This is a genomic window from Sporosarcina contaminans (assembly GCF_042679045.1).
Lineage (GTDB): Bacteria > Bacillota > Bacilli > Bacillales_A > Planococcaceae > Sporosarcina > Sporosarcina contaminans.
Map to the genome: position 1 here is coordinate 35,037 of NZ_JBHTLT010000037.1, position 24,627 is coordinate 59,663.

A 24,627-nucleotide genomic window follows, 5' to 3' on the forward strand; every position below is an offset into this window, starting at 1 on the left:
TGTGCACCGAAACGGAATGACGGCATAACACTCCGTAAAACTGTCAAAACAATTTGCAACTTCAAATCCGCATAAAAAAGTTCCACTAAGGATTTCTCCTCGTGGAACTGTTCGTTTACTCTACATTGTCGACAAGTACTGTCGCAATCTCTGGGAAGAAGGAGAGGACGACTATGAAAACGATCATAATAACAGCGTAAGGAATAACGCCTCTCACAATTTCATTAATTGAATTACGCTTGTCCAACCCTTTTAGTACAAATAGGTTTAAACCAACTGGAGGCGAAATCAGTGCCAATTCCATATTAATAACCATAATGATAGCGAACCAGATTGGGTCGAAACCTAAAGCCATTATTATTGGATATAGAATCGGCAATGTAATTACTAATATAGAAACAGTTTCCAAGAACATTCCCAAGATAAGCAACACAATATTGATCAAAATAAAAATGATCCATGGCGAAATGTCTTGTGACGTCGCTACGTTTACGACACTTTGTGGAATTTGCAAGATTGTCATAATGTAGCCTAACAGCATTGCCCCTACAATAATGAGCAAAATCATTGCATTCGTTTTTACGGTTTCTACTAAAATCTTTTTCAAAGCTGAAAATGTCAAATTACGGTAGACAAATATTGCGATTGCAAAGCTAAACACAACGCCTACTGCCGCAGCTTCCGTTGGGGTAAATTTTCCTGAATAAATACCGCCAATAATAACGATTGGTAGCAACAGGCCCCAAATAGCTTGTTTGGAAGCCGAGAACCTTTCTCTCCAAGTTGCAGGCTTATCTTTAATATGCCGAGTTTGGTAAGCTGAAAACAGCATGAATGCAATTGTCAAAATTGCCCCAGGGATAACTCCGGCGATAAACAGTTTCCCAACAGACTCTCCAGTAACCGACCCATATATAATCATTGGAATACTGGGAGGTATTAAGATTCCTAAAGTCCCTCCAGCAGCTAACAGCCCTAATACGTGGCGCTTGTTGTAGCCGCGCTTTACCATCTCCGGTAATGCAACAGCACCTACTGTAACTGCAGTTGCCACACTTGATCCTGATATTGCGGAAAATACAGTACAACAAAAAATTGTAGCAATTGCCAGACCGCCTGGAAAATGTCTAAACCACTTGCTTGCCATATCATACAAATCTCTTCCAACGCCGCTAATGACTAAAACTTGGCTCATTAGAACATACATCGGCAAAGCGGTTAAGGAGAAGTCGTCCAAGGACTTATAGGAAATGATCGGGATTTGCATAAATGCAAACGTACCACCATTGAAAAAATACATACCCGCCACTGCCAATAAACTTAGTGCAAATGCAACGGGCAAGCCTATGAGGAGAAGAACGCCAAGTCCTCCAGTAAAGAAGATATTCATAGATGCTCTCCTCCTTTATGAACGCCGCCATCGATTAATTGTAAAATAAACGCAATGCAGAGCAGTACTCCCCCTGCGACAAGCAAGGACTCAGGTATGTACATCGGAATCCTCAATAATGATGCAGATGTTACATTCAACTTGAATGTTTTGATCACATGTAAATAACTATAAATCGTAAAAATAACACTAAATAGCAAGCCTAAAGAATTGGAAAGATAGGCCAAGATTGTTTTCATACGATCATTCACGTTATTAATCAATAAATCTACCGTAATATGCGAATAGGTCCGAACCGCATAGGCACTTCCTAAAAAACAGCTGCCGATAATCGCATAAATCGATAATTCAGTTGCCCAGGAAGTAGGTTTGTCGAAAAAGGATCTTGATACGACTTCATAGAAAGTCATAAATGTCGTAATCAATATGAGTACACCGGCAATATATGCTCCCCATCGTACGAGCAGATCCGCAAAATGATAGACCTTTTTCACGATCGGTTCCCCCTTTACTTGAAAATCGTTCAGACTGAAGACAGCGTACCTTTTCAGTCCGTCTTCAGTCATTTTAATGTTTGTAGTTATAATTGTTTGCTTATCTCTCGAAAACGCTTATCACGTAGAAGGCAGTCTACGTGAGCGATAGCCTGCCTAACTTTCCACAAAAGACGCAAAATTCAAGGCAAATCGACCCCATCATCATTCGAGCCGCAGTATACGAGCATTTAGTCAACGAGCTGAATATTTATTTCTTATCGACCATATCCAATAATTCCTGACCTAATTCTCCAGCATTTTTAACAAATACATCCCGGACAGGCGCAGCTGCTTCTATCCATTCTTCCAAATCTTCTTGAGGCACTACGTATACATCCATCCCTTTCTCCTCTAACGCTTTTGCAGATTCAGCATCCTCTTTCTCTGCTTGCTCACGAATCCACTTTTCCGTATCAGCAGCAACTTCCTCGATCAATTTTTGAGTTTTTTCAGGGAGCTTATCATAAAAATCTTTATTGACGGCCAATAAGAACTCTAAATATGCATAGTTATTAATCGTCAAATATTTGGTAACCTCTTCATATTTTCGTTGCAGCATCGCAGTTGTGCCAGAAGTTGCTCCATCGACTGTGTTACGCTGTAAGGCCATGTACACTTCGCCGCCTCCCATAAATACAGGAGAAGCTCCGTATGCTTGGATCAATTCAGATGGTAAATCACCAATACTTCTAATTTTCAATCCTTTGAAATCTTCCGGTGATTTCAATTGACGTTTGTTATTCGCAAATTGAACGTAGCCATAATCAGCAAACATTAACACTTTGGCACCTTTCTCCTCCATAGCACCACGAAGCTTATCGCCAAACTCTCCGTTAACTGCTTCACCTACCGCAGAATAATCATTAAACACATACGGCACGTCAAAAATCCCCATTGCCGGCACTGTTGAAGCCCAGAGAGTCGATGAGTTCACACCCATTTCAACGCCGCCCGATAGGATTGATTGATTCATATCTTTATCACTTAATAGCTGCCCTGCGGGATATACTTGAATATTGACATTACCGCCTGACTTTTCTTTAATTTCCTTAGCAAAATTTTCAATGCCGACTGCAACATGATGATCTTGAGGCAAGTTATACGCAAGACGAATCGTAACCTTTTCATAGTCGTCGCCATCAGCAGAGCTACTGCCTCCTGTTTCTCCATCCGCTTCGCCGCAAGCGGATAGAACCATCGTAGCCATTAAGGCAACTACAAACATTGCGAACCACTTTTTCATACTGCATTCCCCTTTTCACTAATTTTTTCAACATGTCGAATACGCCCTAATGGTGTTTTTGTTGATAAACTAGCAGCAAAATCCGCTGCTTCCAATAGATGATTGAAATGAATACCTGTTTGCACTTTCATTCTTTCAAATAAATAACATAGGTCCTCTGTTGCTAGATTTCCTGCAGCACCTGGGGCGAAAGGACACCCGCCGATACCACTAGCGGACGTTTCAAATATTCTAATGCCAGTCCGATAAGCCATATACGCATTCGATAATCCTAACCCTCTCGTATCATGTAAATGAATTGCAACTGGCGTTTCGCCTGCTATCTCAAGCACTTTTGCCATCAACTGCTCAACTTGGTTTGGTATCGCAATGCCAATCGTATCAGCGATGCCTATCCGATCAGCGCCAGCCTCTAACGCTTGTTGTACAATTTCAATGACATAGTCTTCCTTAACATCGCCTTCATACGGGCAGCCGAAGCTAACTGCAACTGAAAAACAAGTTTTAATGCCATCCTTTTTCGCTTCTTTCACCAACTCTTTAAATTGCGACATATTTTGGGAGATCGACATACCAATATTTTTTTCGTTAAAAGTTTCAGTTGCTGCACTAACATAATTCACTTCCGACAATCGATGCACTCTCGCCCGCTCGTACCCTTTCATATTAGGGATCAACGCGATCGCTTCTATGCCGTCAAAATGTGCAATGGATTCCAATAATTCTTTTGCATCTGCCAATTGCGGAACCTTTTTCGGGTGAACGAACGATGTAGCTTCCACTTTCTTTATGCCCGAACGTACAAGTTTCTCTATTAATGCGACCTTATCTTCTGTGCTCGTCCATTTTGGATCGTTTTGCAAACCATCCCGGGGGCTAACGTCTATTATCGTGACAGCAGACATTAAATCACCCCCTTCTCTCTTAGCTTGTTAATTTCATCCGATCCTAAACCGAGAAAACCTTTATAAATCTCCTCATTATGTGCTCCAAGAGAAGGACCGTTCCATTCAATATCTCCTGGCGTTTCCGAAAGCTTCGGCACGATGCCAGGCACCATTAATTGTTCACCATTTGGCAATTCAACTTTCCGGAGCATATCACGGGCTTGATAATGCTCGTCTTCTATAATGTCGTGAATTCCGTAAATTGGACCGACCGGAACGGAAGCTTCGTCCAATATTTTTTGCACTTCATGCATTGGATGCTGTAAAGTCCATTCCTCTATTGCGTTATCGATGAAATCTACATGATCCGCGCGACCTTGGTTTGTCGAGTACTTCGGGTCATCTGCAATATCACCTCTACCAATCGCCACCATTAGACGCTGAAAAATCCGATCACCATTGCCCCCGATTACAATATGTTTTCCATCTGCGCATTTATATGTGTTGGAAGGGGCTATGCCAGGCAATGTACTGCCTGTCCTCTCCCTTATTTGTCCCGTCAAATCATATTCAGGAAGTATCCCTTCTAATAAACTAAACACAGATTCATAGAGTGCTACATCGACGACTTGGCCTTCTCTTGAAGGGTGATGGTCACGTGCTCTTAATGCCATTAGCGTTCCAATAACCGCATATAGACCCGCAATCATGTCACCGATTGCAATGCCGACACGTACGGGCGGGCGGTCCGGATAACCAGTCAAGTATCTGAGCCCGCCGATCGCTTCCGCCACACTTCCAAATCCTGGTTTTTCTTTATAAGGACCACTTTGTCCATAGCCTGAAATTCTCGTTAAAATAATGCTTGGATTCACGTTTTTCATTTCTTCATAACCGAGGCCCCATCTCTCTAAAGTTCCCGGCTTGAAATTTTCAATTACGACATCCGCCTTTTCAACTAGTGACTTCACGATGTCTTGTCCTTCAGAATCTCGGAGATTAATCGTAATAGACTTCTTATTTCTGCTTTGTACATACCACCAAACGGAAGTATCTTCATGCATAACTCGCCAATTTCGTAAAGGATCCCCATTTTTCGGTTCCTCCACTTTAATTACTTCTGCCCCAAATTCCGAAAAAAGCTTTCCTGCAAATGGGGCAGCAACTAAATTTCCTAACTCTAACACCCTAACGCCTTCCAACGGCTTTCTATTGCTCATTTTCATTCCCCCTTACTGATTCGCAACCACTTTCATAAAGGATTGGTAATCATGTTCAATATGCGCTTTCATGCAATTTTTCGCTTCTTGTTCATCTTGGTTTACAATTGCCATGTAAATTTTTTTATGGTCTTGTAATGCACCACGCATATATTGAGGATTGCCTTCTAAAATTGCTTTTCTATAAAAGCTGTTTATTCCTCTCAGTTGTAAAGTCATCGATACTAAAAATGGATTATGGCTTGCTCTTACAACCATCTCATGAAAATTAAGGTTAACGCTAAGCAATCCCTTTACATTATTTGCGGAAATCTCCTTTTCCATGTCCCTGATGGATTTTTCCATCAGTACAATTTCATCAATTTTCCGACGTCTTGCGGCATAAAAAGCAGATAGGGACTCCATTTCTACCCGAATTTCATATAAATTTCGATAATCCTCAATCGTTGGATTCGCAACTGTAACACCACCCGAAGCATTTACCTCTAACAGACCATCCTTTTCCAATAACCGAACCGCTTCTCGGATCGGACTGCGACTGACATTCAATGTTTCAGATATTTTCTCTTCGATCAGGCGCTCCCCCGGCTTAATTTCCCCCAATGTTATCGCATTCTTTAAATACTCATAAACTTGTTCTTTTAAAGTCGTTCGCTTAACGATAATTTCCGCCAAATCTTCCACCCCAATTTCCGTCTACTGTATACAGTATTCTTCAAACACATTAAACCATCTATTTTGAGTTGTCAATATTATTTATCAATACTAAATAGACCGATAAGTATGTATTATTTTGGGATTATATCGAGAAAATAGGAATTATGACTAGATCGGGTCTGTGCAAACGGTAAATAACGTAAGGGAAGGAAGCCGCAAATCAGTGGCAACCATGTATGTAAAAACGCTATATAAACGGCTTGCAACGAAACGTAATGGCGCCCGCCATATCACAACATAGTCCATTCGCAACGCAATGTAGAAAACACAAGCACTGTTTTCCAACAAAATAAAAAAACCTCCACAATGGGAGGCTTTCGCATGGTTAAATTCCGACTGGCACGATATACATGCCGGCTTCGGGGTCGTGTTTAACAACGACGTTTACACCGTAAATTTCTTTAATCATTTCTGCTGTTATAACGTCTTGCGGTTTTCCTTTAGCGGCGATTCTGCCGTCTTTCATAGCGATGATGACATCGCTATATTTAATCGCTTGGTTAATATCGTGAAGTACCATGACGATGGAGATGCCATGTTGTTTATTCAAATTGCGGACGAGCTCCAACAATTCGTATTGGTAAAATATATCCAAGTATGTCGTTGGTTCGTCTAAGAATAAGTATGGGGTTTGCTGGGTAAGCGCCATGGCGATCCAGACACGTTGCATTTGTCCGCCAGATAGGCTATCTATCGGTATGTTGCGCTTCTCAAGCAAGTTCGTGCTTGCCAAAGCCCATTCGATTGCTTCTTCATCATCTGTTGTCGTGGAAGAAAAAAGATTTTTATACGGAATTCTTCCATAAGCTGTTAACTTTTCGACCGTCATATCGGATGGTGCATTGTTTTGCTGGTGGACGACAGCCAACTTTTTCGCTAATTCTTTCGGCTTAAAATCGGCCAGTGACTTACCGTCTAACAGCACGTTTCCGCTTTTCGGCTTATAGTGATTCGATAAAACACCTAACAAGGTTGATTTCCCGCAGCCGTTCGGTCCAATGATTGTCGTCACTTTCCCAGTATCAATTGAGCTATCGATGCCATGCAATGTATTCCTCTTCTTGTCATATGAAAATGTGACTTCTTTAATGTCCATAGATACGATCACTCTTTCTTAGCAAAAATATGAGGAATGGCCCGCCGATTACTGCCATAATGATGGAAGCCGGAATTTCATTCGGCGCAATGAATGTCCTTCCAAGTGTATCTGCAAGCAGTATTAATAAAGCGCCTGCCAATGCAGAAAATGGGATGAGCACTTTATGGTCATTGCCGACAAGTGTTCTACCAATATGGGGGACTAATAATCCTACGAAAGCGAACATACCAGCAATCGCCGTCGCTACAGAAGCCAACAGAACAGCAATCAATGAAATGACGAATCGCGCCAAGTTCACATTGACACCGAGGCTTTTTGCAGTTCGATCTTCCAACGATAAATAGTTGCACCATTTATAAACGAAAAAGGATAATAGAATGCCAATCGTTCCATAAAGGGCGATTACTTCGACATCGCTCCATTTTTTCATGGATAACGTTGAAGTCGTCACTTGGCTCATTGACTGTGTAATGCCGCTGCCACTAAATCCGATTGCTTGGCCTAAGCCGGTAAAAAGCGCGTTGACCGCGATACCGATCAAAATCATACGAAGCGGATTCAACCCGGACTTCCATGATAAGGAATAGACTAAGAAAAACGCCAAAGCACCGCCAATAAATGCAAATAGCGGTACGAAGAAAAAGAACGTAGGGATTAGAGCAATGATAAGTACAGACATGAAGCTTGCGCCTGCAGAAACGCCAATAATCCCTGGGTCTGCCAATGGATTTCGCATAACTGCTTGCAAAAGTACACCTGCAACAGATAGAGCGGCTCCTGCAAATACCGCAATCAAAATTCGTGGTATTCGCAAGTCTTTTATAATTGCAACGTCCTCATTCGTTCCCGTCAGCAGTCCGTGAATCAATTCGATCGGTGTCACCTGAATGCTGCCGGTCAAGGCGGATTGCACGAAGACAATCGCGAGTAAAAGAATGACGACTATGAAACTGAGCATTTTTCGATTGATTCCAAACATGCCATTACCCGCCTTCAATTCTCTTCATACAGCATTGTCAAAAGAACATCCAATGCTTCTGCCGCTGCTAAGTTGCCCGTCGTGCCGAAAAGCTCCTCTTCCAAATCATAGACACGTCCGTTTTTTAGGGCATTGAAATGCTTCCATATATCATTTGAACGGAACTCCTCATCGAACATTTCCACCACTTGCTCCGGCATACCGTGTGCTGCCCGTAAAATGATATCTGGATTCGTTTGTTGCAAATGTTCCGTGTTGGAAGAAATAAATTCAACATCCTCGCCTGTAATGACATTCACCCCGCCAGCTCTCTTCACAAGATCGCCGATATAGGAATGCTCAGTCGCGACTAAATAGCTTCCTGGAATCCCCATCAGAATCAATACAGAAGGCTTCTCTTTCCCTTCAACTGCCTTTTCAATTTCAGCTGCTTTCTCTTCGAATTGAGCTACAATCAATTCCGCTTGTTCCATTCGATCGTATTTTTCGCCGATCTTCAATATTTCATCGAGCATCGCGTCAACGCTCTCTAAGTTCGCATACGTCATGTCGATTCCACGCTCGTCAAACATTTCTTGCAAATCGTATTTCAGCGTCGTCACCGAATAAATTTCTGTCGGCTTCAACGACAACAGCATTTCCATGTCAGGGCTCATCGGATTGCCTACTTCCTTCGCATTTTCATATCGTTTAGGCAAATCTTTATAGCTCGAAGGTACACCGACCAAATCAATTTCAAGCGCATCCATAATTTCCGTCAAAGCGACGGTCGTTGCAACGACTCGATCGCCATCCTGTTCGCCGATTTGCACATCCTCCTGACCTTCGGAACAGCCTGCAAGCATAATACTACATAACAATCCGAATAGGCCGATCGCTTTTCTCATTTCAGTACAACTCCCTTATTTACGAACACGTTTCTTCGCAAAAGCAAATACGATACCAGCAACAACGACCGCTGTAACGATTAAAATAATTATAAACGTCATGCGATTAGAAGAATCTTCTGCTTCATCCTTCACTTCTTCGGCGACAATTTCTTCTAAAGCTTCGTCTTCTAACATCTCTGACTCTTCAGTTACAACGGCATCTTCTTCGTCTTCTGCCTGTTCACTTTCTGATGCTTCATCCGACTTGTCTGCCTCTGTTTTCACTTCTGCTTGCTCTTCAGATTTCATATCGGATTGCTCTGTTGTATCCTTTTCGGATTCTTTAATTACCTTTTGATTTTCTTTCGTCGTCGCATTTTCGTTCTTTTTTACAACCGTTTGTTCAGATTTCTTTTCTGGTGTTTTTTGAACCGGTTTCTCTTCCGTCTTCTTTGGTGTTTCCGGTTTCGTCTCCTTTGCCGGTGGTGGAGTTGTCACTGGCTTTTCCACTGGAGGAGCTGGGATGGAAGACGTGTTGAAATTAAAACGGATATCATATTTATTGTCATAATCAAAACCTGGAATGCCTGTTACGATGATATGTATTTTCGCGTTGACGACTTTTGTCAAATCCGACACAGTAAAGCGAACTACACGCGTATCACCTGATTCGCTCACTACTTGCACATCCGAGAAGCTGCCGCCATTTTGAACTTTAAAATATTGCCACCAAGAACTATTTTTCAGAGTAACCGTAACTGTAGCTTTGTCGTTTACTAATTGCACCTTCGCCGGGCTGACCATATAGTCTGCCGTCGTGGATTGCTCATTGCTATTATCTTTCAACACAGTGAACGGAACTGAATATTCCCCATCAGCAAACGTTGCGGCTTCCGCTTTCATCGGCATCATTACTGGAAGGAAAAGCACCATGACCACTGCAAACGCCATTGCTCTTAAAGATATTTTTTTCATTGCTATCTCCTTCGTCTCTACACACAACGCCGGCTGTCACAATAGTCGTGACGCCGGCATTCGTGCAAAAAATTATTTGATTGCTTCAAGCATGTTATAAACCATTTTCACTGCATGCGCACGAGTTGCGCTAGCTTTCGGTTCAAACACTTTTTCACCTTTTACAACATTACCATCGATAATGCCCAGGCCAGCTGCCAATTGAACAGCTTCTTTTGCGTAATCGTTCATTTGAGCCGCATCCGCGAACTCAACAGTTGTTTCTACATCTTTCAATAGTGAAGCATCTTTATATTCGATCGCACGGATAATCATTGTCACCATTTGCTGACGAGTGATTGCCGCATTTGGATTGAACTTTCCAGCATCACCTTGGATGATTCCTGCACGGTTCGCTGCTTCTACTTCATAAACGAAGCCTTCCATCTCTTTTGTTACATCAGAGAATGTACCTTCGAAATCTTGCTTTTCAAGATCCAATGCACGAGAGATGATTAACGCGAATTGCGCCCTTGTAATTTTGTCGTTCGGAGCAAATGTATCTGCAGTTTTACCTTTCACGATTTGCTTCTCAGCAAGTGCTTCGATGTAAGGTTTCGCCCATGATTGGTCGATATCCTTGAATGATACAGTTACTTCTTCTTCAGGCTGTTCTGGAGTCTCGGGTTGTTCCGGTGTTTCTGGTTGTTCTGGTTGTTCTGGCGTTTCTACTACTACTGGTTCAACGCTATCTTGGTCAAATGATAAACGAACTGAATAATGGCCAGTGTGGTTCGCTGCAGCAACGAATACTGTCACTTTCGCATTCATGATTTTTGAGAAATCAGCTACTTCAAAAGATACAGTTCGTTGATTCGCCTCTTCATCTACACTAACTACACTCGCATCAACAAATTCACCATCTTGTTCAACTTGGAATTCAGTAATTTGTTCGTTGTTTGTCAGTGTGAAAGAAACGATTTGTTTGCCATCTTTGACAGACAATGCAGCAGGTGTTTCGATATAGCGTGTCATAGATGATTCTTTTTCTTCTTCTTCATGCAATACTTTAAAATCAATTGTATAATCGCCGTCTTCAATAGATGTTACTGGTGTTTCTGGTAGTTCTGAAGTTTCCGGTGCTTCTTCCTCAACTTCTGTTCCTTCTTCTTCAGTTGGAACATTGCTCGCGTCGAATTGGAAACGGATATCGTACGTATGGTCATATTCACCAAGACCAGGGATGCCTGTCACGATGATATGTATTTTTGCATTCAATGCTTTTTCAACATCTGTTATTTCAAATTTCACAAGGCGAGTTTGTTTTTCTTTATCCTCGCTAACAACTTCAACATCAACAAATTTGTCGCCCTCTTGAACTTTCAGTGATTGCCAATATTGGCTGCTTAGCAACGTCATATAGACGAAAGTTTTACCATCTTCAACTTTCACTTGAGCAGGATTTTGTACATAGTTGCCTGCTGCTGACACTTCGTCACTTTCTTGTTGCAATACTTTAAATGGAAGCTCGTATGATACAGCTTCTTGCTCAGCCTCTGCTGCTACAGACGGAAGTGCTGGCATCGCTGTAAACACAAGCAGCATTGCCGTGAATAAAACCATTACTGTTTTCTTCATTCTATATTTCTCCTTTTCTATTTACTTTGACCGCCTAAATCGTATAGCAACAAAAATTGCCACTATGACAACTAACGCAACCGCAATGAAGAACCAGATTTTACTGCCTTCCTCAATAGAGTCAACCCATTGCTGGTCAGTCTCCTTCAAGGAACTTTCGTCAACTGCCAATCGTACAGTGTACGAATGGTCATATGGCATCTCTAACTCATCGATCACCACATGCATCTTCAACGGAAACGGCTCGGCCAAATCACCACTTACATTCAGCTGAATAACGCGCGTATCCGCTTCGTCATCCTCCGCAACGACTCGCACATCAGAAAAACTGTCGCCGCTTGCTTCTTGCAATTCTTGGACCCACTTGCTATGATTCAGTGTCATTTGCAAAATTAGCTCATCGCCATCCACCTTCAACAACGCAGGTTTTTCAAAATAATCATTTGCAATTGACGTAGAATCCCGATCTCCCTGCAGCAGCTCATAATCCACTGCATACAAGCCATCATCTAATGGCTCTGCCGCCTTTACAGGCATAAACGCGGCGGACCACAACAGTAAAACAGCACCGATCAATGGCGCCAACCGTTTACCCATGGATACTCCTTCCCCATCATTCTCCATCTACGAAACTCTTAGTGAGAACTGTTATCAATTACTACTCTATCATCATAGTCGAACAGCACATAGTTTAAAAGCCCTCCTGACATAATTCACATATTGTTCACAAAAAAATGGAGGAAAGGTGACTTATGGGAAGAAATGCAATATTGGTTAATACATGTAGTACGCGGGAGAGCAAGCAAACAACAAATGTTCCACAACTTAGATCGAACAACACAACATAAACCGATCGCAACACAGCGTAGACTGATCGCATTACAACGTGAACGATAGATTAAACTGTATTCCTTCGCATTACACCTTAGGCGCTACATCCAATTGCCGACATCGATAGAGTCAATAAAACTTGGACAAAACATTATCGAGACTAGCCCAAATACAGCTTCCACAATACATTTCTTTCCAGTGCTGATGCCAACATACAGTTTGCTACATAAAAAAATCCCGCATAGAGACTATATCTCATGCGGGATTTCCAATATTATTTATCCTTTTAAGAAATCAGGTTGTGCAAAGGATGGGTTCGGATATTTATAAAACCCTTCTCCTGTTGCTCTGCCCAGTTTACCTTGATCGATGTATTCTCGTTTCATAAGATCAGCCACTTTTTGAGCTTCTGGATTGCCAGTAGCCTGAGCTTTTGCCGCAACAATATTATAAGCAGTCGTTATTCCTACAACATCCAAAATTGCAAACGGTCCTAATGGAGCTCCTGTGCCGATCATCCATGTTTTGTCGATCGTCTCGACATCTGCTATTTCTCTCGCTAATAATGTTTGGGCAGCATCTAAAAATGGCACTAAGAGCGAATTTAAAATATAGCCAGGCTGTTCTTTATGCAATGGCAAAGCAACCATGCCGATCGCTTTTGCAAATTCGATCACATCTGTAAACACACTTTCATCTGTACCCGGGTGCTTCATCACTTCGGCAGTATTGTTTTTCCAAATTTCATTCGCAAAATGAAGGGCTAAAAATTTCTTAGGACGGCCAGTCGCTTTTGCAAATTGGCTTGGCAATAAAGTGGAAGAGTTCGTAGCAAAAATAGTTTTTTCTGGAGCAACTTTTCCTAACTTTTCATAGAAATCCGTCTTAATGTTGACCACTTCTGGAATAGCTTCAATGACGAGATCAGCTTTTTCAACCGCCTTAGATAGATCGCTGTTAAATGACATACGTTCAAATGCTGAATCGACATCTTCATCTGTTGCGTTCAAATCCGCTTTGTAGTTTTCTTTCAATTTCAAAATTCGTTCTTTCGCCGTGTTCAGAGCATCATCATTAATGTCGTAAACGGAAACTTCAAATCCTTTGAATGCCGTTTGATATGCAATTTGGCTTCCTAAGACGCCACTTCCTGCTACAGTAATATTTTTAAATCTCATAGTATATTGCTCCTTTCAGCCTATGGCTCATATCCTATAATTATTATAGGACAATAATTTTCATCGCACATCTAATTTGCCTACAATAACATTCCCTCTTTCAGGAAATACGTTCTAATATTTCAATTACCTATAATGAATTTACTTTGTTTGCAGTCATTTCCATCTCCTGAGCGACCAATTTACTGTCCGCATTCAAGTTTTCGATGATTTTGCTCATCGCTTGCAAATTCGCTGAAGTTTCCTCAACTATTGCGGCAAAATTGTTTGTGGAATCTTCAACTTCGACAGACTCCTTAATCATCTGATTAGAAGAAGCAGTAAATTTAATCAGTCCTTCATCTAACTGCTTCAGCGTACAAGCAACTTTCATAATCTGTTCGGATACGACTTGTGTTGTCAGCACGTTTTGTTCGATTTTCCGACTGCTTTCTGTCATCTTTTTAAATGCCGCTGTATTGCTAACGTTCAATTCAGACAAATTAGCTGTAATTTTTTCTGTCGTTTGATTCGTCACTTCTGCTAATTTACGGATCTCTTCTGCAACAACCGCAAACCCTTTACCTGCTTCTCCAGCTCTTGCGGCTTCTATCGAGGCATTAAGCGCCAGCAAGTTCGTTTGCTCTGTAATTCCTTTAATGAGAGCTGCAAATTCATTTGTCTCTAACAATTTATTGGATAAAGAAAGATACGTCTCATGTAAATCGGCTATATCTTTCTTCAAAACCGTCATGTCTACTGATAAAGCATCAATTTGCCGATTCCCTTCGATAGCAATGCCGTTTGCTTCTTCAGATTCTTTTTTTAATTCATTCGCCAAGGTGAATAAAGATGTGATACTGTTTTTCATGGAAATTGTATTTTGTGCAATGTCCGAAATTTGATTCGCCTGCGATTGACTGCCATAAGCCATTTCTTCAACTACAGACGCCATCTCATCTTGTGTAGACATATTTTGTTGTATGCGCTCATTCATCGAAGAAATGCTCTCTACAATTTCCTCAACATTCGCTTCTAAATCCGCTTTTTCTTTCTCCTTCAATTTTGCATCTTCCGCAAATTCTTCTGTATAGGCCACGATTTGTTTGAATTGCCCATTCGTCAATCGTATAATGACAAAAAACATAACACCTAAGAGGATGTACAAAAGGAGATAATAGCTAAATAAAGACTCTACCATTTCCTCCACACTCATAATGCGATTGACAACCATCAAAACAAAACCGTAAGTATATCCAAAAAGAAATGTAGGCAAATTTAGCTGAACAGCGGAAAAAATAGCTAAGAAAATGATGATCAATACCGTCTTAACATTTCCTCCATATAAGACATTTCCTATTAACGCTAATGTGTACACATGCAAAATCGCCGCGTACGGATACCATCTATGTTTCTTCAAAAATTGGTTGAATAAAAAATAGTAACCAACTACGCCTAACAAATCTACCCCATACAATATTGTTGGACCAACGCTATTGGTCAAAGCAGCCAACAATAATGCAGAAAACAAAGTGATCCCCATTGTAATAACCATTAAATGATTTTTCTTCATCGTATCCCTTAAAACCAATTGCTCAATCGTGTCCATTTTATCTCCTCATTTCATTATTCCACTATAATATCGGCTACAATTGCAGTTTCTGAAGAATTAACCAAGATATGGGATAAATCGACCTGCTCGTTCACGACAATCTTCGTTCTTTTTCAAAAATCATGCTGATAATTTCAATCTCCGCTTTTCTTTCAATGTTTACAACTCCATATAAAAGGAAAGGAATTGAGAATACGTATGGAAAGGAGTGTTTATTTGTGAATGAAAAAAAGGAGCCGCATGAACGATTGACGGAAAAAAATAACGGACTGAAGGATACACAGGAAGTGCTGTATGCTAAAGACTTTAAACGTGCTGACAATGCCGCGAAGAAGAGAAATGAACAAAAGAAAGAGCGGTAACGACAAAAAGCCATAATCGATTTTAGCGAGTCGATTGTGGTTTTTTGTTTGAATGAAAGGATTGTGGTCATGAGATAGGTGTTTGCCTATCTTGGTTTGAAAACGCTTGCCAAGGAAGGCAACCTCAGAACGCCACGTCCTAGGGGTGCCGTAATTTCTGCTAAGAGCGCAATACGGCAAATCAAACCCTTCGCCGTTCGATTCGCGTATGCGAGCGTTTGTCAACAAGCTGAAAGGATTAACAATCCTTTACATGTCGTTCATATAAGATTAATAATCTCCTTCTACAATTGTAGATGTAGAAAAAAGAGGAGGTTATACAATGTTATTGAAAAAGAAAGGCTTCAAAAAAGTGCTGCCGATTGCATTAGCTTCGACCGTCATAATAGGTGGCGCGCTAACAACTAGTTCTTATCAGAAAGTAAAAGCCGATGAGGTGAATAAGGAGCAGGAAATAAAAAACGTTATTTTCCTAATTGGGGATGGAATGGGCACTTCCTATACGTCCGCGTACCGTTATTTAAAAGATGATCCAACTACTCCTGTAATCGAGTTAACTGAGTTCGACAAATACCTTGTAGGACAACAAATGACGTATCCAGATGATCCAGAATCGACGATTACGGATTCTGCAGCTTCAGCGACTGCTATGTCCTCTGGAATAAAAACCTATAATAATGCCATCGCTGTCAATAAAGAAAAAGAAAATGTAAAAACAGTGTTAGAGGCGGCGAAAGAAGCGGGTAAATCTACCGGTCTTGTCGCAACATCAGAAATAACACATGCAACGCCGGCAGCGTTTGGCGCACATAACGAGAGCCGTAAAAATATGGATGCCATCGCTGATGATTACTATAATTTGCGCATAAACGGCAACCACTCCATTGACGTTTTATTAGGTGGAGGAAAATCAAACTTTGTACGTTCTGACGTTAATCTTGCGGAAGCTTTCAAAAACGATGGCTACAGCTATGTCACATCGAAAAATGAGCTTCTGAATGATGAAAATGATAAAATAGTAGGCTTATTCGCAGATGGCGGCATGCCGAAAATGATTGACCGTACAGAAGTGACGCCTTCTCTTGAAGAGATGACGATCGCAGCAATTGAGCGACTCAGCAAAAACGACAACGGCTTTTTCCTAATGGTTGAAGGCAGTCAAATTGATTGGGCTGGCCATGCCAATGATGTTATCGGTTCTATGAGTGAAATGGAAGACTTTGAAAAAGCATTCCGCGCAGCGATCGAATTTGCAAAAGAGGACAAGCATACGTTAGTTGTTGCGACTGCGGACCATTCAACTGGCGGATTTTCTATCGGTGCGGACGGCTCAGGAATTTGGGATACAAATGTGATCAAGGCTGTAAAAAGGACGCCTGCCTTCATTGCTGAAGAAATTGCGAATGGAACAGATGCGGAAACAGCATTGCTTCGTTATATCGATCAGGACCTTATGCCTCTAACGGCGGAAGAAATTGATGCGATAGCTGCCGCTGGTGAAAAAGCTGCAGATATCGAAACTGAACTTAAACGTCTCATTGACAAGCGCTCCTACACAGGTTGGACGACTGGCGGCCATACTGGAGAAGATGTTCCTGTCTATGCTTTCGGTCCATCAAGCGAGCTTTTTGCTGGGCTTTTAGACAACACGGATCACGCAAATATCATTTTTGACATCATTGCCGGAAAGTCCAAATAATAGGAAAGGAGAAGAAACGCAAAATCGTTTCTTCTCCTCAGCTTGTTGACAAACGCTCGCATACTGCGTTGCTCGTCTCGCTCGTCCCCTCATGAACCTTAAGTTCTATTCGGGTCTTCGCTCGACTTCGCGCCTTGTCTGGCAAGCGTTTTCAAGCCAAGCTGGGCAAACACTTATCCCATAACTAAAAACCTTTAAAAGACTGTAGACAAAGTGAAAAAATACTTTGTCTACAGTCTGAGGAGAAGAAACGCAAAATCGTTTCTTCTCCTTTTACTGCAAATACCGCTTAGCTCCCGAAAACTCCGATTTATATGGTTCGACATTCACTGAAATGATTTCGATTGACCGTGAATAATTTGGGGAATGGATCATTTTTCCACCGCCAACATACATAGCAACATGGTGCACATTCCCTTTTCCTTTATTATAGGCAAAAAACAGCAAATCTCCCGGCTGCAAATCCTTCTTTCTAATAGAAATTCCAGATTGCGCTTGGGCAGTAGAGTCTCTCGGCAGTAAAATGCCATGCTGTTTGTAAATACTATATGTAAATCCCGAGCAATCAAAACCATATCCAGAAGTACCCGCCCATAAGTAGGACAGCCCTAAAAACATCTTCCCCGTCTCAAGCAAGTCTTGTTGTTCGGGCTTTGGAATGCTTTCAAAGCTCTTCGCCACTTTCACATCCGCCGTTTTCATATATTTCTCCCCATCCTTTGGAGTTTGCACGATCACCCATTGCTTCCCTTCTTTCGTAATAGGCAATATCGTATTAAAGCTTATTTCCAAAAATGGATCTTTCACTGAAGCTGTATGATATAAGTTGGTTTTCTGAACAGCGACAATCGCTATCGAACAGCCCTCATAGTTCATAGATTGCTCGGCAATATGAGATTTCGGCACCCATCCGGGATATCCTTTGCTATTTTTAGGGCTACCTTGATCTTTGACAGCAATTTTATACCAATCTCCTTTACTCTCTACTATTGTCACTTCATCACCATATAATGCTTGAGAATCGATCTTGCCAAGCAGCCATAGCTTTTGCTCATGGGACATGTCTTTTTTCCATTTCAAAATATTTACTGGATCAGTCGTTGATGGACTGTCCACTTTCCTCAGTTTATTGGGCTCTGACCAAAGCGTTGTCACCGCAACGTTGACAAAATACTTTTTATTGAGTGCCATTTGGTAACACGTATTTTCTTCATCCTGACCTATCTCTAATACACGTGATAATGCAGCTTTGTTCAACACGCTGTTTGAAAAAAATAATATAAAACAAAGGAATAATACCCTTATACTCTTTTTCAACTAAATCCCCCTTCCATGCACTTCAACCTGTTTGTAAATTTAGTATAATCCATTAGTAAAGACTATACCTTAGTTAGCAGATGAAATTTCATCATTCATCACATTTTTCAGTGACTAAACTCTTATTTAGATAATCAGTACTTCCTACATATTCGAAAATTACTGAAATTGGATTAAATTAGTAGCATAGGAGAACTTGATCATTGAAAGGGGTACGATGATGAGAGGTAAAAAATTTATTGTAAGCACGATGCTGCTCTTTATTCTATTTGTAGGATCTACAACGCAAGCATTTGCCGCAAGCAAAAGTTTTATGGATCAAATTCGTAATGAGTATGTCAATTTCGAAAAGAAATCCTCGGCAAATTACGAAAAGTATCATACAAAAACGGTCAACGACTATGAGAAATATAAAAATGCAGAGCAAGCTTCATTGGACCGTTTTATTAACCAAACGAAACAAGATTTAAATAAGTTGGAACAGCAACTAAAAGAAGATATCGCCAAATTGGAGGCCCAATATGCAGGTTCTAAGGAACATGCATCGAAACTGAGGGAATATAAAAGCGCAGTAAGCGCAACTTCGCTTAGCAGCCCGATGAGCAAATATGCACAGAGCATCAATCCAACTGCTCTCAGCAGCCATATGTCCAAATATAGAAGCGCTGTAAACCCAACTGCATTAAGCAGCCCAATGAACAGCTATCGGATGGCCGTCAATCAAACCGGATTAAGCAGTCCAATGAATTCGTATCGCATTGCGGTAAGCGAAACAGCCCTTAGCAGCCCAATGTCAGCTCTACGAATGGAAAGCAGCTCAACTGCTTTAAGCAGTGTTATGGCAGATTATAGACGAGGAAAATTAACGCAGAAACAAGCTAGAAAACAATGGGATTCTATTTTTGCGAAAGAACAAAAAAAGCTGCAAAACACAATTACAAAAGCGAAACAGGATATTGAGGCTACAAAAGAAAAAACCGACAATGCAATTCTTGAACAAAAATCATCAACAATTAACGGCATTCTCCAGCAACGTGCAGAGTCATTGCAAACAATTTCTGATTTACGTGCAACCCATTTCGGGCAAGGAATTACATTCGATGCTCTCATTCCCGATTTAGGTGTCATCAATATAATGGTAGATGGTGAGTGGATCGCTACCAAACAACCGCCTGCTATAAAAGACGGCGAAGTGATGGTTCCTGTACGTCTTGTTTTTGAAACAATCGATCCGTCAACTAAAGTAGCGAAGAAAGGCAATACAGTAACAATCAAAAAAAGCAATGACAACATCGTCTTTACATTGAATAAGAACAACTACACAATCAATAACAAAGCAAGTAATTTCAAAGTAGCGCCACAATTATTGAATGGTCAAACGATGGTTCCCCTTCAGCTTGTGAATGAAGCATTTGGCCCGATTGCAAAATACGACAGTTCCAAAAAGACCGTATTCATTTCAAAATAAGTAGATAAGCAGGAGAAGAAACTTTTAATGTGTTTCTTCTCCTGCTCTTTTATTGCCGCTACCATATATATCAGATTTACCATGCGCGTTCCAAATGGCGATGCTACTTTCAGAGGAGAAGGTAGGAAAATGCATTGTCATACATATCGCTGCCACTACTAACGAACTCGACAATTTTCATCCAACGAAAAAATGCCCTGTTTTAAGAAAACGGGACATTTTCTTGGATTGGTTAGCAAAGCACAATTACTTTATGGGGTGTTGTTTGAGCAGGCATACTGCGCGTTGTGTTGCTATACACGACAACTAACTCACGATTTTCTGGTCTGCCCGAAAAGGACTGCCCGTTCTCAAGAAGAATCGGAGTACTTCGGGTCAGATTTAATTTTAATGTGCCATCGCTGCTTACTAGCTGACGGTTGAAATGATCCACTTTCACAAATTGTCCGGATTTCTCTTTCGCCATTACAATTGCACGATATTGAGGCGGGTAAATGAAAGGCGTAGGTGCATCTGCATCATAATAGCCGGTTACAATATCACCGACCTTCACCAATACATGATCAACAAAATACGTTCCCGGCTCAATGACAAAATTGACGACTGCACCTTCCCGATCTGCTACTGTAAACATTTTATAGCAGCCAGACCCAGTATTATTCATTTGTACCGAAAAATCATTCATTTCCATCACTCTACCGGTAAACGATTCAAAATTCATCCACATACCTCCTGTAAAAAACACTCGCTCTATAGACTATGCATCGACTATATTGGGTGTTCAACAGGGGTCAATAAATAAAGGCCGACAAAAGAATAATTGCAAAAACTTTGAGACCACTTCCCCTACCCCAAAATTTGTATTTCATCTACCGAATGATCTTTCAAAATAGAATTGGCGCTAATAAGAGCTAATACCCTTTCGACTGTGTCATTTCCAATAGGGACACCGCCATTTCTATGCAATAACAACCATCTTAAAATGGCGATTGCTTCAAAGTTTTTTATTTCCTCCATTTGAATAGGATGCTTTTCTAAATATGACATGGAGAAATTAACAGATAGTGATTCGGATAGATACAATTTGGTTAACATCCTGGACCATGCAAAATCATAACGAGAATCTCCTAATTGCCCATTCGTCCAATCTATGACTGTAAACCGATCACCTTCCTCCACAATGTTCTGAAGATGAAAGTCGCCATGGATCAAACAATCATGCCTCATTTTCACAGCGCTCATTATTGTCTTTAATATAGCTTCGAGATCCTTATGGCGATGAATGTCCGGAAAGAAATGTCTGATGAAGTCAGGTGTTGGAAACTGAAATTCCCCTTGGGCATCGATAAGGTGAATAGTAGATAATATTTTTCCGATTTCCTTCATACTGTTTTCAGTAAAAGATGTAAGCTGTGTTCCGTCAAACGAAGTTAATAGAACTTGTTGCCCATCTTTGTTCCATCCCCATCCAAAAACTTTAGGAACTGGTATACCTCTTTCTAAAAGTGCTTTTAATAAAAAATATTGATAGCCAATATTCGGGTTAGCACTTTTATTCCAAATCTTAATCACAAACTCCTCATCACTGTTTTGCAACTTCATCACTTCAGCTTCGAATCCTTGTTCTAACGCCTCGATGGAAAGAACATTCTTTTGCAATAAATCATTTAATTTTTCCGTTCTCTCTTTCCACTCAATTCGCTGTAATATATTTCCCAAGAAATAATCCCCTTCCCCGTATAGTCAAATAATGATGTTACGATCATCTTCTCCCTTGGAGAGAAAAAACCTTTCCCTTCCTATCTTTTAATCCCCGAAATTGTATCTATGTCTACTCCCCCTTTGATATCCAGCCGTATACTATGGCGACTGTTAACGAAGGGTGTGATAAAAAATTGGAAATTAGTTTGTGCATGATCGTCCGAGACGAAGAGGATGTGCTTGAAAGATGCTTGCTCTCCGTTTGCGATGTTGTGGATGAAATCATTATTGTAGACACCGGCTCAATAGACCGGACGACAGAAATTGCTAAAAAATTCACGGATAATCTATTTCATTATGAATGGGTGGATGACTTTGCGGCTGCCCGTAATTATTCATTTTCACTTGCAACAAAAGAGTATATTATGTGGCTGGATGCGGATGACGTATTGGAAGATAAAGAGTCATTTTTAACCTTGAAGAAGCAATTGGATGGAAAAATCAATAGAGTTTCCATGCCTTACCATTTGTCATTTAATGAGAACGGACAGGTTACACATAGTTTAAAAAGAAACAGGATCGTCAAAAATGACGCACGGTTCCAATGGTCAGGAAAGGTGCATGAGTTTTTAATCGTGTACGGCGAGGCATTGGAAAGCGACATACCAATATTGCATAAAAAAATAAAACCACACTCTTCTCGGAACTTAAAAATATATTTAAAAATGATAGAGTCTAAGATTCCGTTTACACATAGGGACACTTTTTATTTTGCAAATGAATTGATGTACAATGGTAGGACAGAAGAAGCAATCAAGTATTACGAGTCCTTCCTTTTAGAAAAAGGAGGCTGGATTGAAGACAATATTACTGCATGCTTACATTTATCTCATTGCTATAAAGAGCTTGACCAAGAGAGAAGACTCCATTATTTATTCCAAACCTTCGAATACGATACACCAAGGGCGGAAGCCTGTTGTGAAATAGCAAGATACTTCATTGAACAATCTCAACTTCCACTCGCTATTTTCTGGCTTGAATTAATATTTTCATTAAAAAAACCTAAGACTATGGGCTTTGTGAATGAATCTTCTTGGACTTATGTGCCGCATATCGAGCTTTGCTATTGTTATGACCAATTAGGACAGCTTGACAAGTCATACGCACACCATATAAAAGCGAGAGAAATCGCTCCCGACCATCCAAGTGTGCTATTCAACGAAGAATATTTCAAAAAACGATTAGATTAGATGATAAAACATTGCTTCTAAGGAAAGGCAACCAAAGTCCGCTGCATCCTACAGCAACGGTTGCATGACCAGCGTCCTGCTGGCCTCAATGCAGTATGCGAGCATTTGTCAACAAGCTGATACTATTTTATTCTCTTTCTGTGCATTTTTCCTTTATAGAACAGCAGTACAAGCAATCAAAAACTTTCCGAATAAAATAATACTGCTGCTATGAATGAATAGAGAAGGAGTGAGAATATGGTAAATAGAAACTTTCCTTGCAGGAGTTGCTTAACTCCGCATAACCCTTGCAGTCCTTGCCCTACCGGTCCACCTGGCCCACCTGGCCCACCTGGACCTACCGGGGCTACTGGACCACCCGGACCTCAAGGGATACCTGGAGTTACTGGAGCCACGGGAGCACAAGGAATACAAGGTATTCAAGGAGTAACTGGACCGACTGGGCCTACCGGAGCTCAAGGAATACAAGGAGTAACTGGACCGACTGGTGCACAAGGTATACAAGGTGAACCGGGACCTACCGGGGCTACGGGAGCACAGGGCATTCAAGGTGAACCGGGACCAACTGGGCCGACTGGTGCACAAGGAATACAAGGTGAACCGGGACCGACTGGGCCGACTGGTGCACAAGGTATACAAGGTGAACCGGGACCAACTGGGCCGACTGGTGCACAAGGTATACAAGGTGAACCCGGGCCGATTGGACCTACTGGGGCTACCGGTGCACAAGGTATTCAGGGGGAAATAGGACCGACCGGACCGACCGGGGCTACGGGAGCACAGGGCATTCAAGGAGAAATAGGGCCGACTGGACCTACCGGAGCAACGGCTGCAGGAACAGTGATCCCTTTTGCATCCGGGATTCCGGTATCTTTAACTACACTTGTCGGTGGAGCAGCAGGCACAGGTGGGTTAATTGGATTTGGCAATTCCGCTCCTACATTGAGTGTTTTAGGAGCAACGATCGATCTTACAGGTACAGCAGCCGGGCCTTTAACGAACTTTGCTTTTTCGATGCCTAGAGACGGAATCATCACATCGATTTCAGCGTATTTTAGCGTTACAGTAGGTTTATCATTAGCATTGGGATCCATCTCCGTCCAAGCACAATTGTATCAATCAACAACAAATAATATTTTCAGTCCAATATCAGGCGCAACCGTAACATTGACACCTTCCCTCGGAGGCTTAATATCCCTTGGTGCTATTGCGAGAGGAATTACGACTGGACTCAATATTCCCGTTACGTCTCAAACACGTTTGTTAATGGTATTTTCTATCACAGCAAGCGGACTCGCTGTAGCAACGACATTAGCTGGATATGCAAGTGCAGGCGTTGTCATCAATTGATAATGGGGATGGATTACCATTTACAAAAACTCCTTTCCCAATTAAGTTCCCTTCTTCCCAATGGAGGAAGGGTTCATCTTTTGTAATGAAAAAATAATATCTTTCATTACTGAAAAATGTAATATTGAAACGCCCGAGGTTTTTCCTGGTGGACAAACTTTCACTCTTTATGCTACGTTGATATCGGCACAATTGTACAATTCTTCGGGGCAAGGTGAAATTCCTTACCGGCGGTGATCGAGCACGAAGCTCGTCAGTCCGTGACCCGACCTTCCAAAAGAAGGCGGTGGAGCTGGTGAAACTCCGGCACCGACAGTTACAGTCTGGATGGGAGAAGTTTTTGTATCG

22 protein-coding genes and 1 riboswitch are annotated in these 24,627 nt (G+C 41.3%); of the genes, 5 read left to right on the forward strand and 17 right to left on the reverse strand.

Annotation, left to right across the window (positions count from 1 at the left end):
• Window positions 1-115: 115 nt before the first annotated feature.
• The 14 genes from ACFQ38_RS07730 to ACFQ38_RS07795 form a co-directional block, all read right to left on the reverse strand.
• Window positions 116-1,390: a TRAP transporter large permease gene (locus tag ACFQ38_RS07730; protein WP_336824516.1), complete on the reverse strand. Its 1,275-nt coding sequence runs from the start codon at window positions 1,388-1,390 to the stop codon at window positions 116-118.
• A complete protein-coding gene (locus ACFQ38_RS07735) occupies window positions 1,387-1,884 on the reverse strand; it encodes a TRAP transporter small permease (RefSeq protein ID WP_336824515.1) in 498 nt (165 codons plus the stop codon). The genes ACFQ38_RS07730 and ACFQ38_RS07735 overlap by 4 nt, the downstream gene beginning before the upstream one ends.
• A gap of 250 nt (window positions 1,885-2,134) precedes the next feature.
• Window positions 2,135-3,169 (reverse strand): TRAP transporter substrate-binding protein, encoded by a 1,035-nt coding sequence (locus ACFQ38_RS07740; RefSeq protein ID WP_336824514.1) that lies wholly within the window; start codon window positions 3,167-3,169, stop codon window positions 2,135-2,137.
• Window positions 3,166-4,074 carry a hydroxymethylglutaryl-CoA lyase gene (locus tag ACFQ38_RS07745; protein ID WP_381480276.1) on the reverse strand — a complete coding sequence of 303 codons (909 nt, stop codon included), beginning with the start codon at window positions 4,072-4,074 and terminating at the stop codon, window positions 3,166-3,168. The genes ACFQ38_RS07740 and ACFQ38_RS07745 overlap by 4 nt, the downstream gene beginning before the upstream one ends.
• Window positions 4,074-5,276, reverse strand: a complete 1,203-nt coding sequence (locus ACFQ38_RS07750) for a CaiB/BaiF CoA transferase family protein (RefSeq protein ID WP_336824512.1) — start codon at window positions 5,274-5,276, stop codon at window positions 4,074-4,076. Before ACFQ38_RS07750 ends, ACFQ38_RS07745 begins: the two co-directional genes overlap by 1 nt.
• 12 nt (window positions 5,277-5,288) lie before the next feature.
• Window positions 5,289-5,960, reverse strand: coding sequence for a GntR family transcriptional regulator (locus tag ACFQ38_RS07755; RefSeq protein ID WP_336824511.1), 672 nt, complete (start codon window positions 5,958-5,960; stop codon window positions 5,289-5,291).
• Window positions 5,961-6,318: 358 nt separating this feature from the next.
• Window positions 6,319-7,089 carry an ABC transporter ATP-binding protein gene (locus tag ACFQ38_RS07760; protein ID WP_381480278.1) on the reverse strand — a complete coding sequence of 257 codons (771 nt, stop codon included), beginning with the start codon at window positions 7,087-7,089 and terminating at the stop codon, window positions 6,319-6,321.
• A complete protein-coding gene (locus ACFQ38_RS07765) occupies window positions 7,079-8,062 on the reverse strand; it encodes a FecCD family ABC transporter permease (RefSeq protein WP_381480300.1) in 984 nt (327 codons plus the stop codon). Before ACFQ38_RS07765 ends, ACFQ38_RS07760 begins: the two co-directional genes overlap by 11 nt.
• A gap of 23 nt (window positions 8,063-8,085) precedes the next feature.
• Complete coding sequence (gene isdE / locus ACFQ38_RS07770) at window positions 8,086-8,958, reverse strand: heme ABC transporter substrate-binding protein IsdE (RefSeq protein ID WP_381480279.1); 873 nt, start codon at window positions 8,956-8,958, stop codon at window positions 8,086-8,088.
• Between the two features lie 15 nt (window positions 8,959-8,973).
• On the reverse strand, window positions 8,974-9,915 hold the full coding sequence (locus ACFQ38_RS07775; RefSeq protein ID WP_381480280.1) for an NEAT domain-containing protein: 942 nt from the start codon (window positions 9,913-9,915) through the stop codon (window positions 8,974-8,976).
• Between the two features lie 72 nt (window positions 9,916-9,987).
• A complete protein-coding gene (locus tag ACFQ38_RS07780) occupies window positions 9,988-11,532 on the reverse strand; it encodes an NEAT domain-containing protein (protein ID WP_381480281.1) in 1,545 nt (514 codons plus the stop codon).
• A 21-nt stretch (window positions 11,533-11,553) separates the two neighbouring features.
• Window positions 11,554-12,156, reverse strand: a complete 603-nt coding sequence (locus ACFQ38_RS07785) for an NEAT domain-containing protein (protein WP_381480282.1) — start codon at window positions 12,154-12,156, stop codon at window positions 11,554-11,556.
• Between the two features lie 485 nt (window positions 12,157-12,641).
• Window positions 12,642-13,541 carry a 3-hydroxyacyl-CoA dehydrogenase gene (locus tag ACFQ38_RS07790; protein WP_381480284.1) on the reverse strand — a complete coding sequence of 300 codons (900 nt, stop codon included), beginning with the start codon at window positions 13,539-13,541 and terminating at the stop codon, window positions 12,642-12,644.
• Between the two features lie 130 nt (window positions 13,542-13,671).
• Window positions 13,672-15,129, reverse strand: coding sequence for a methyl-accepting chemotaxis protein (locus tag ACFQ38_RS07795; RefSeq protein WP_381480286.1), 1,458 nt, complete (start codon window positions 15,127-15,129; stop codon window positions 13,672-13,674).
• Between the two features lie 221 nt (window positions 15,130-15,350).
• Between ACFQ38_RS07795 and ACFQ38_RS07800 the strand changes: the two genes are divergently transcribed.
• Both ACFQ38_RS07800 and ACFQ38_RS07805 read left to right on the forward strand, forming a co-directional pair.
• Window positions 15,351-15,494, forward strand: coding sequence for a YfhE family protein (locus ACFQ38_RS07800; protein ID WP_336824503.1), 144 nt, complete (start codon window positions 15,351-15,353; stop codon window positions 15,492-15,494).
• A gap of 322 nt (window positions 15,495-15,816) precedes the next feature.
• On the forward strand, window positions 15,817-17,193 hold the full coding sequence (locus ACFQ38_RS07805) for an alkaline phosphatase (RefSeq protein ID WP_381480287.1): 1,377 nt from the start codon (window positions 15,817-15,819) through the stop codon (window positions 17,191-17,193).
• A gap of 273 nt (window positions 17,194-17,466) precedes the next feature.
• Here the strand turns inward: ACFQ38_RS07805 and ACFQ38_RS07810 are convergent, their stop codons facing one another.
• Window positions 17,467-18,510, reverse strand: coding sequence for an NlpC/P60 family protein (locus ACFQ38_RS07810; protein WP_381480288.1), 1,044 nt, complete (start codon window positions 18,508-18,510; stop codon window positions 17,467-17,469).
• 220 nt (window positions 18,511-18,730) lie between these two features.
• On the opposite strand from ACFQ38_RS07810, the gene ACFQ38_RS07815 reads away from it, so the two are divergent.
• The gene (locus ACFQ38_RS07815) at window positions 18,731-19,978 is read left to right on the forward strand and encodes a copper amine oxidase N-terminal domain-containing protein (RefSeq protein WP_381480289.1); all 1,248 of its coding nucleotides are present in this window, start codon (window positions 18,731-18,733) and stop codon (window positions 19,976-19,978) included.
• A gap of 232 nt (window positions 19,979-20,210) precedes the next feature.
• Here the strand turns inward: ACFQ38_RS07815 and ACFQ38_RS07820 are convergent, their stop codons facing one another.
• Window positions 20,211-20,699, reverse strand: a complete 489-nt coding sequence (locus tag ACFQ38_RS07820) for a hypothetical protein (protein ID WP_336824499.1) — start codon at window positions 20,697-20,699, stop codon at window positions 20,211-20,213.
• A 125-nt stretch (window positions 20,700-20,824) separates the two neighbouring features.
• A complete protein-coding gene (locus tag ACFQ38_RS07825; protein WP_381480290.1) occupies window positions 20,825-21,697 on the reverse strand; it encodes a phosphotransferase family protein in 873 nt (290 codons plus the stop codon).
• Window positions 21,698-21,873: 176 nt separating this feature from the next.
• Between ACFQ38_RS07825 and ACFQ38_RS07830 the strand changes: the two genes are divergently transcribed.
• A complete protein-coding gene (locus ACFQ38_RS07830) occupies window positions 21,874-22,929 on the forward strand; it encodes a glycosyltransferase (protein ID WP_381480291.1) in 1,056 nt (351 codons plus the stop codon).
• A gap of 237 nt (window positions 22,930-23,166) precedes the next feature.
• Window positions 23,167-24,279 carry an exosporium glycoprotein BclB-related protein gene (locus ACFQ38_RS07835; RefSeq protein WP_381480292.1) on the forward strand — a complete coding sequence of 371 codons (1,113 nt, stop codon included), beginning with the start codon at window positions 23,167-23,169 and terminating at the stop codon, window positions 24,277-24,279.
• Window positions 24,280-24,475: 196 nt separating this feature from the next.
• Window positions 24,476-24,622, forward strand: a riboswitch (FMN riboswitch).
• Window positions 24,623-24,627: the final 5 nt, after the last annotated feature.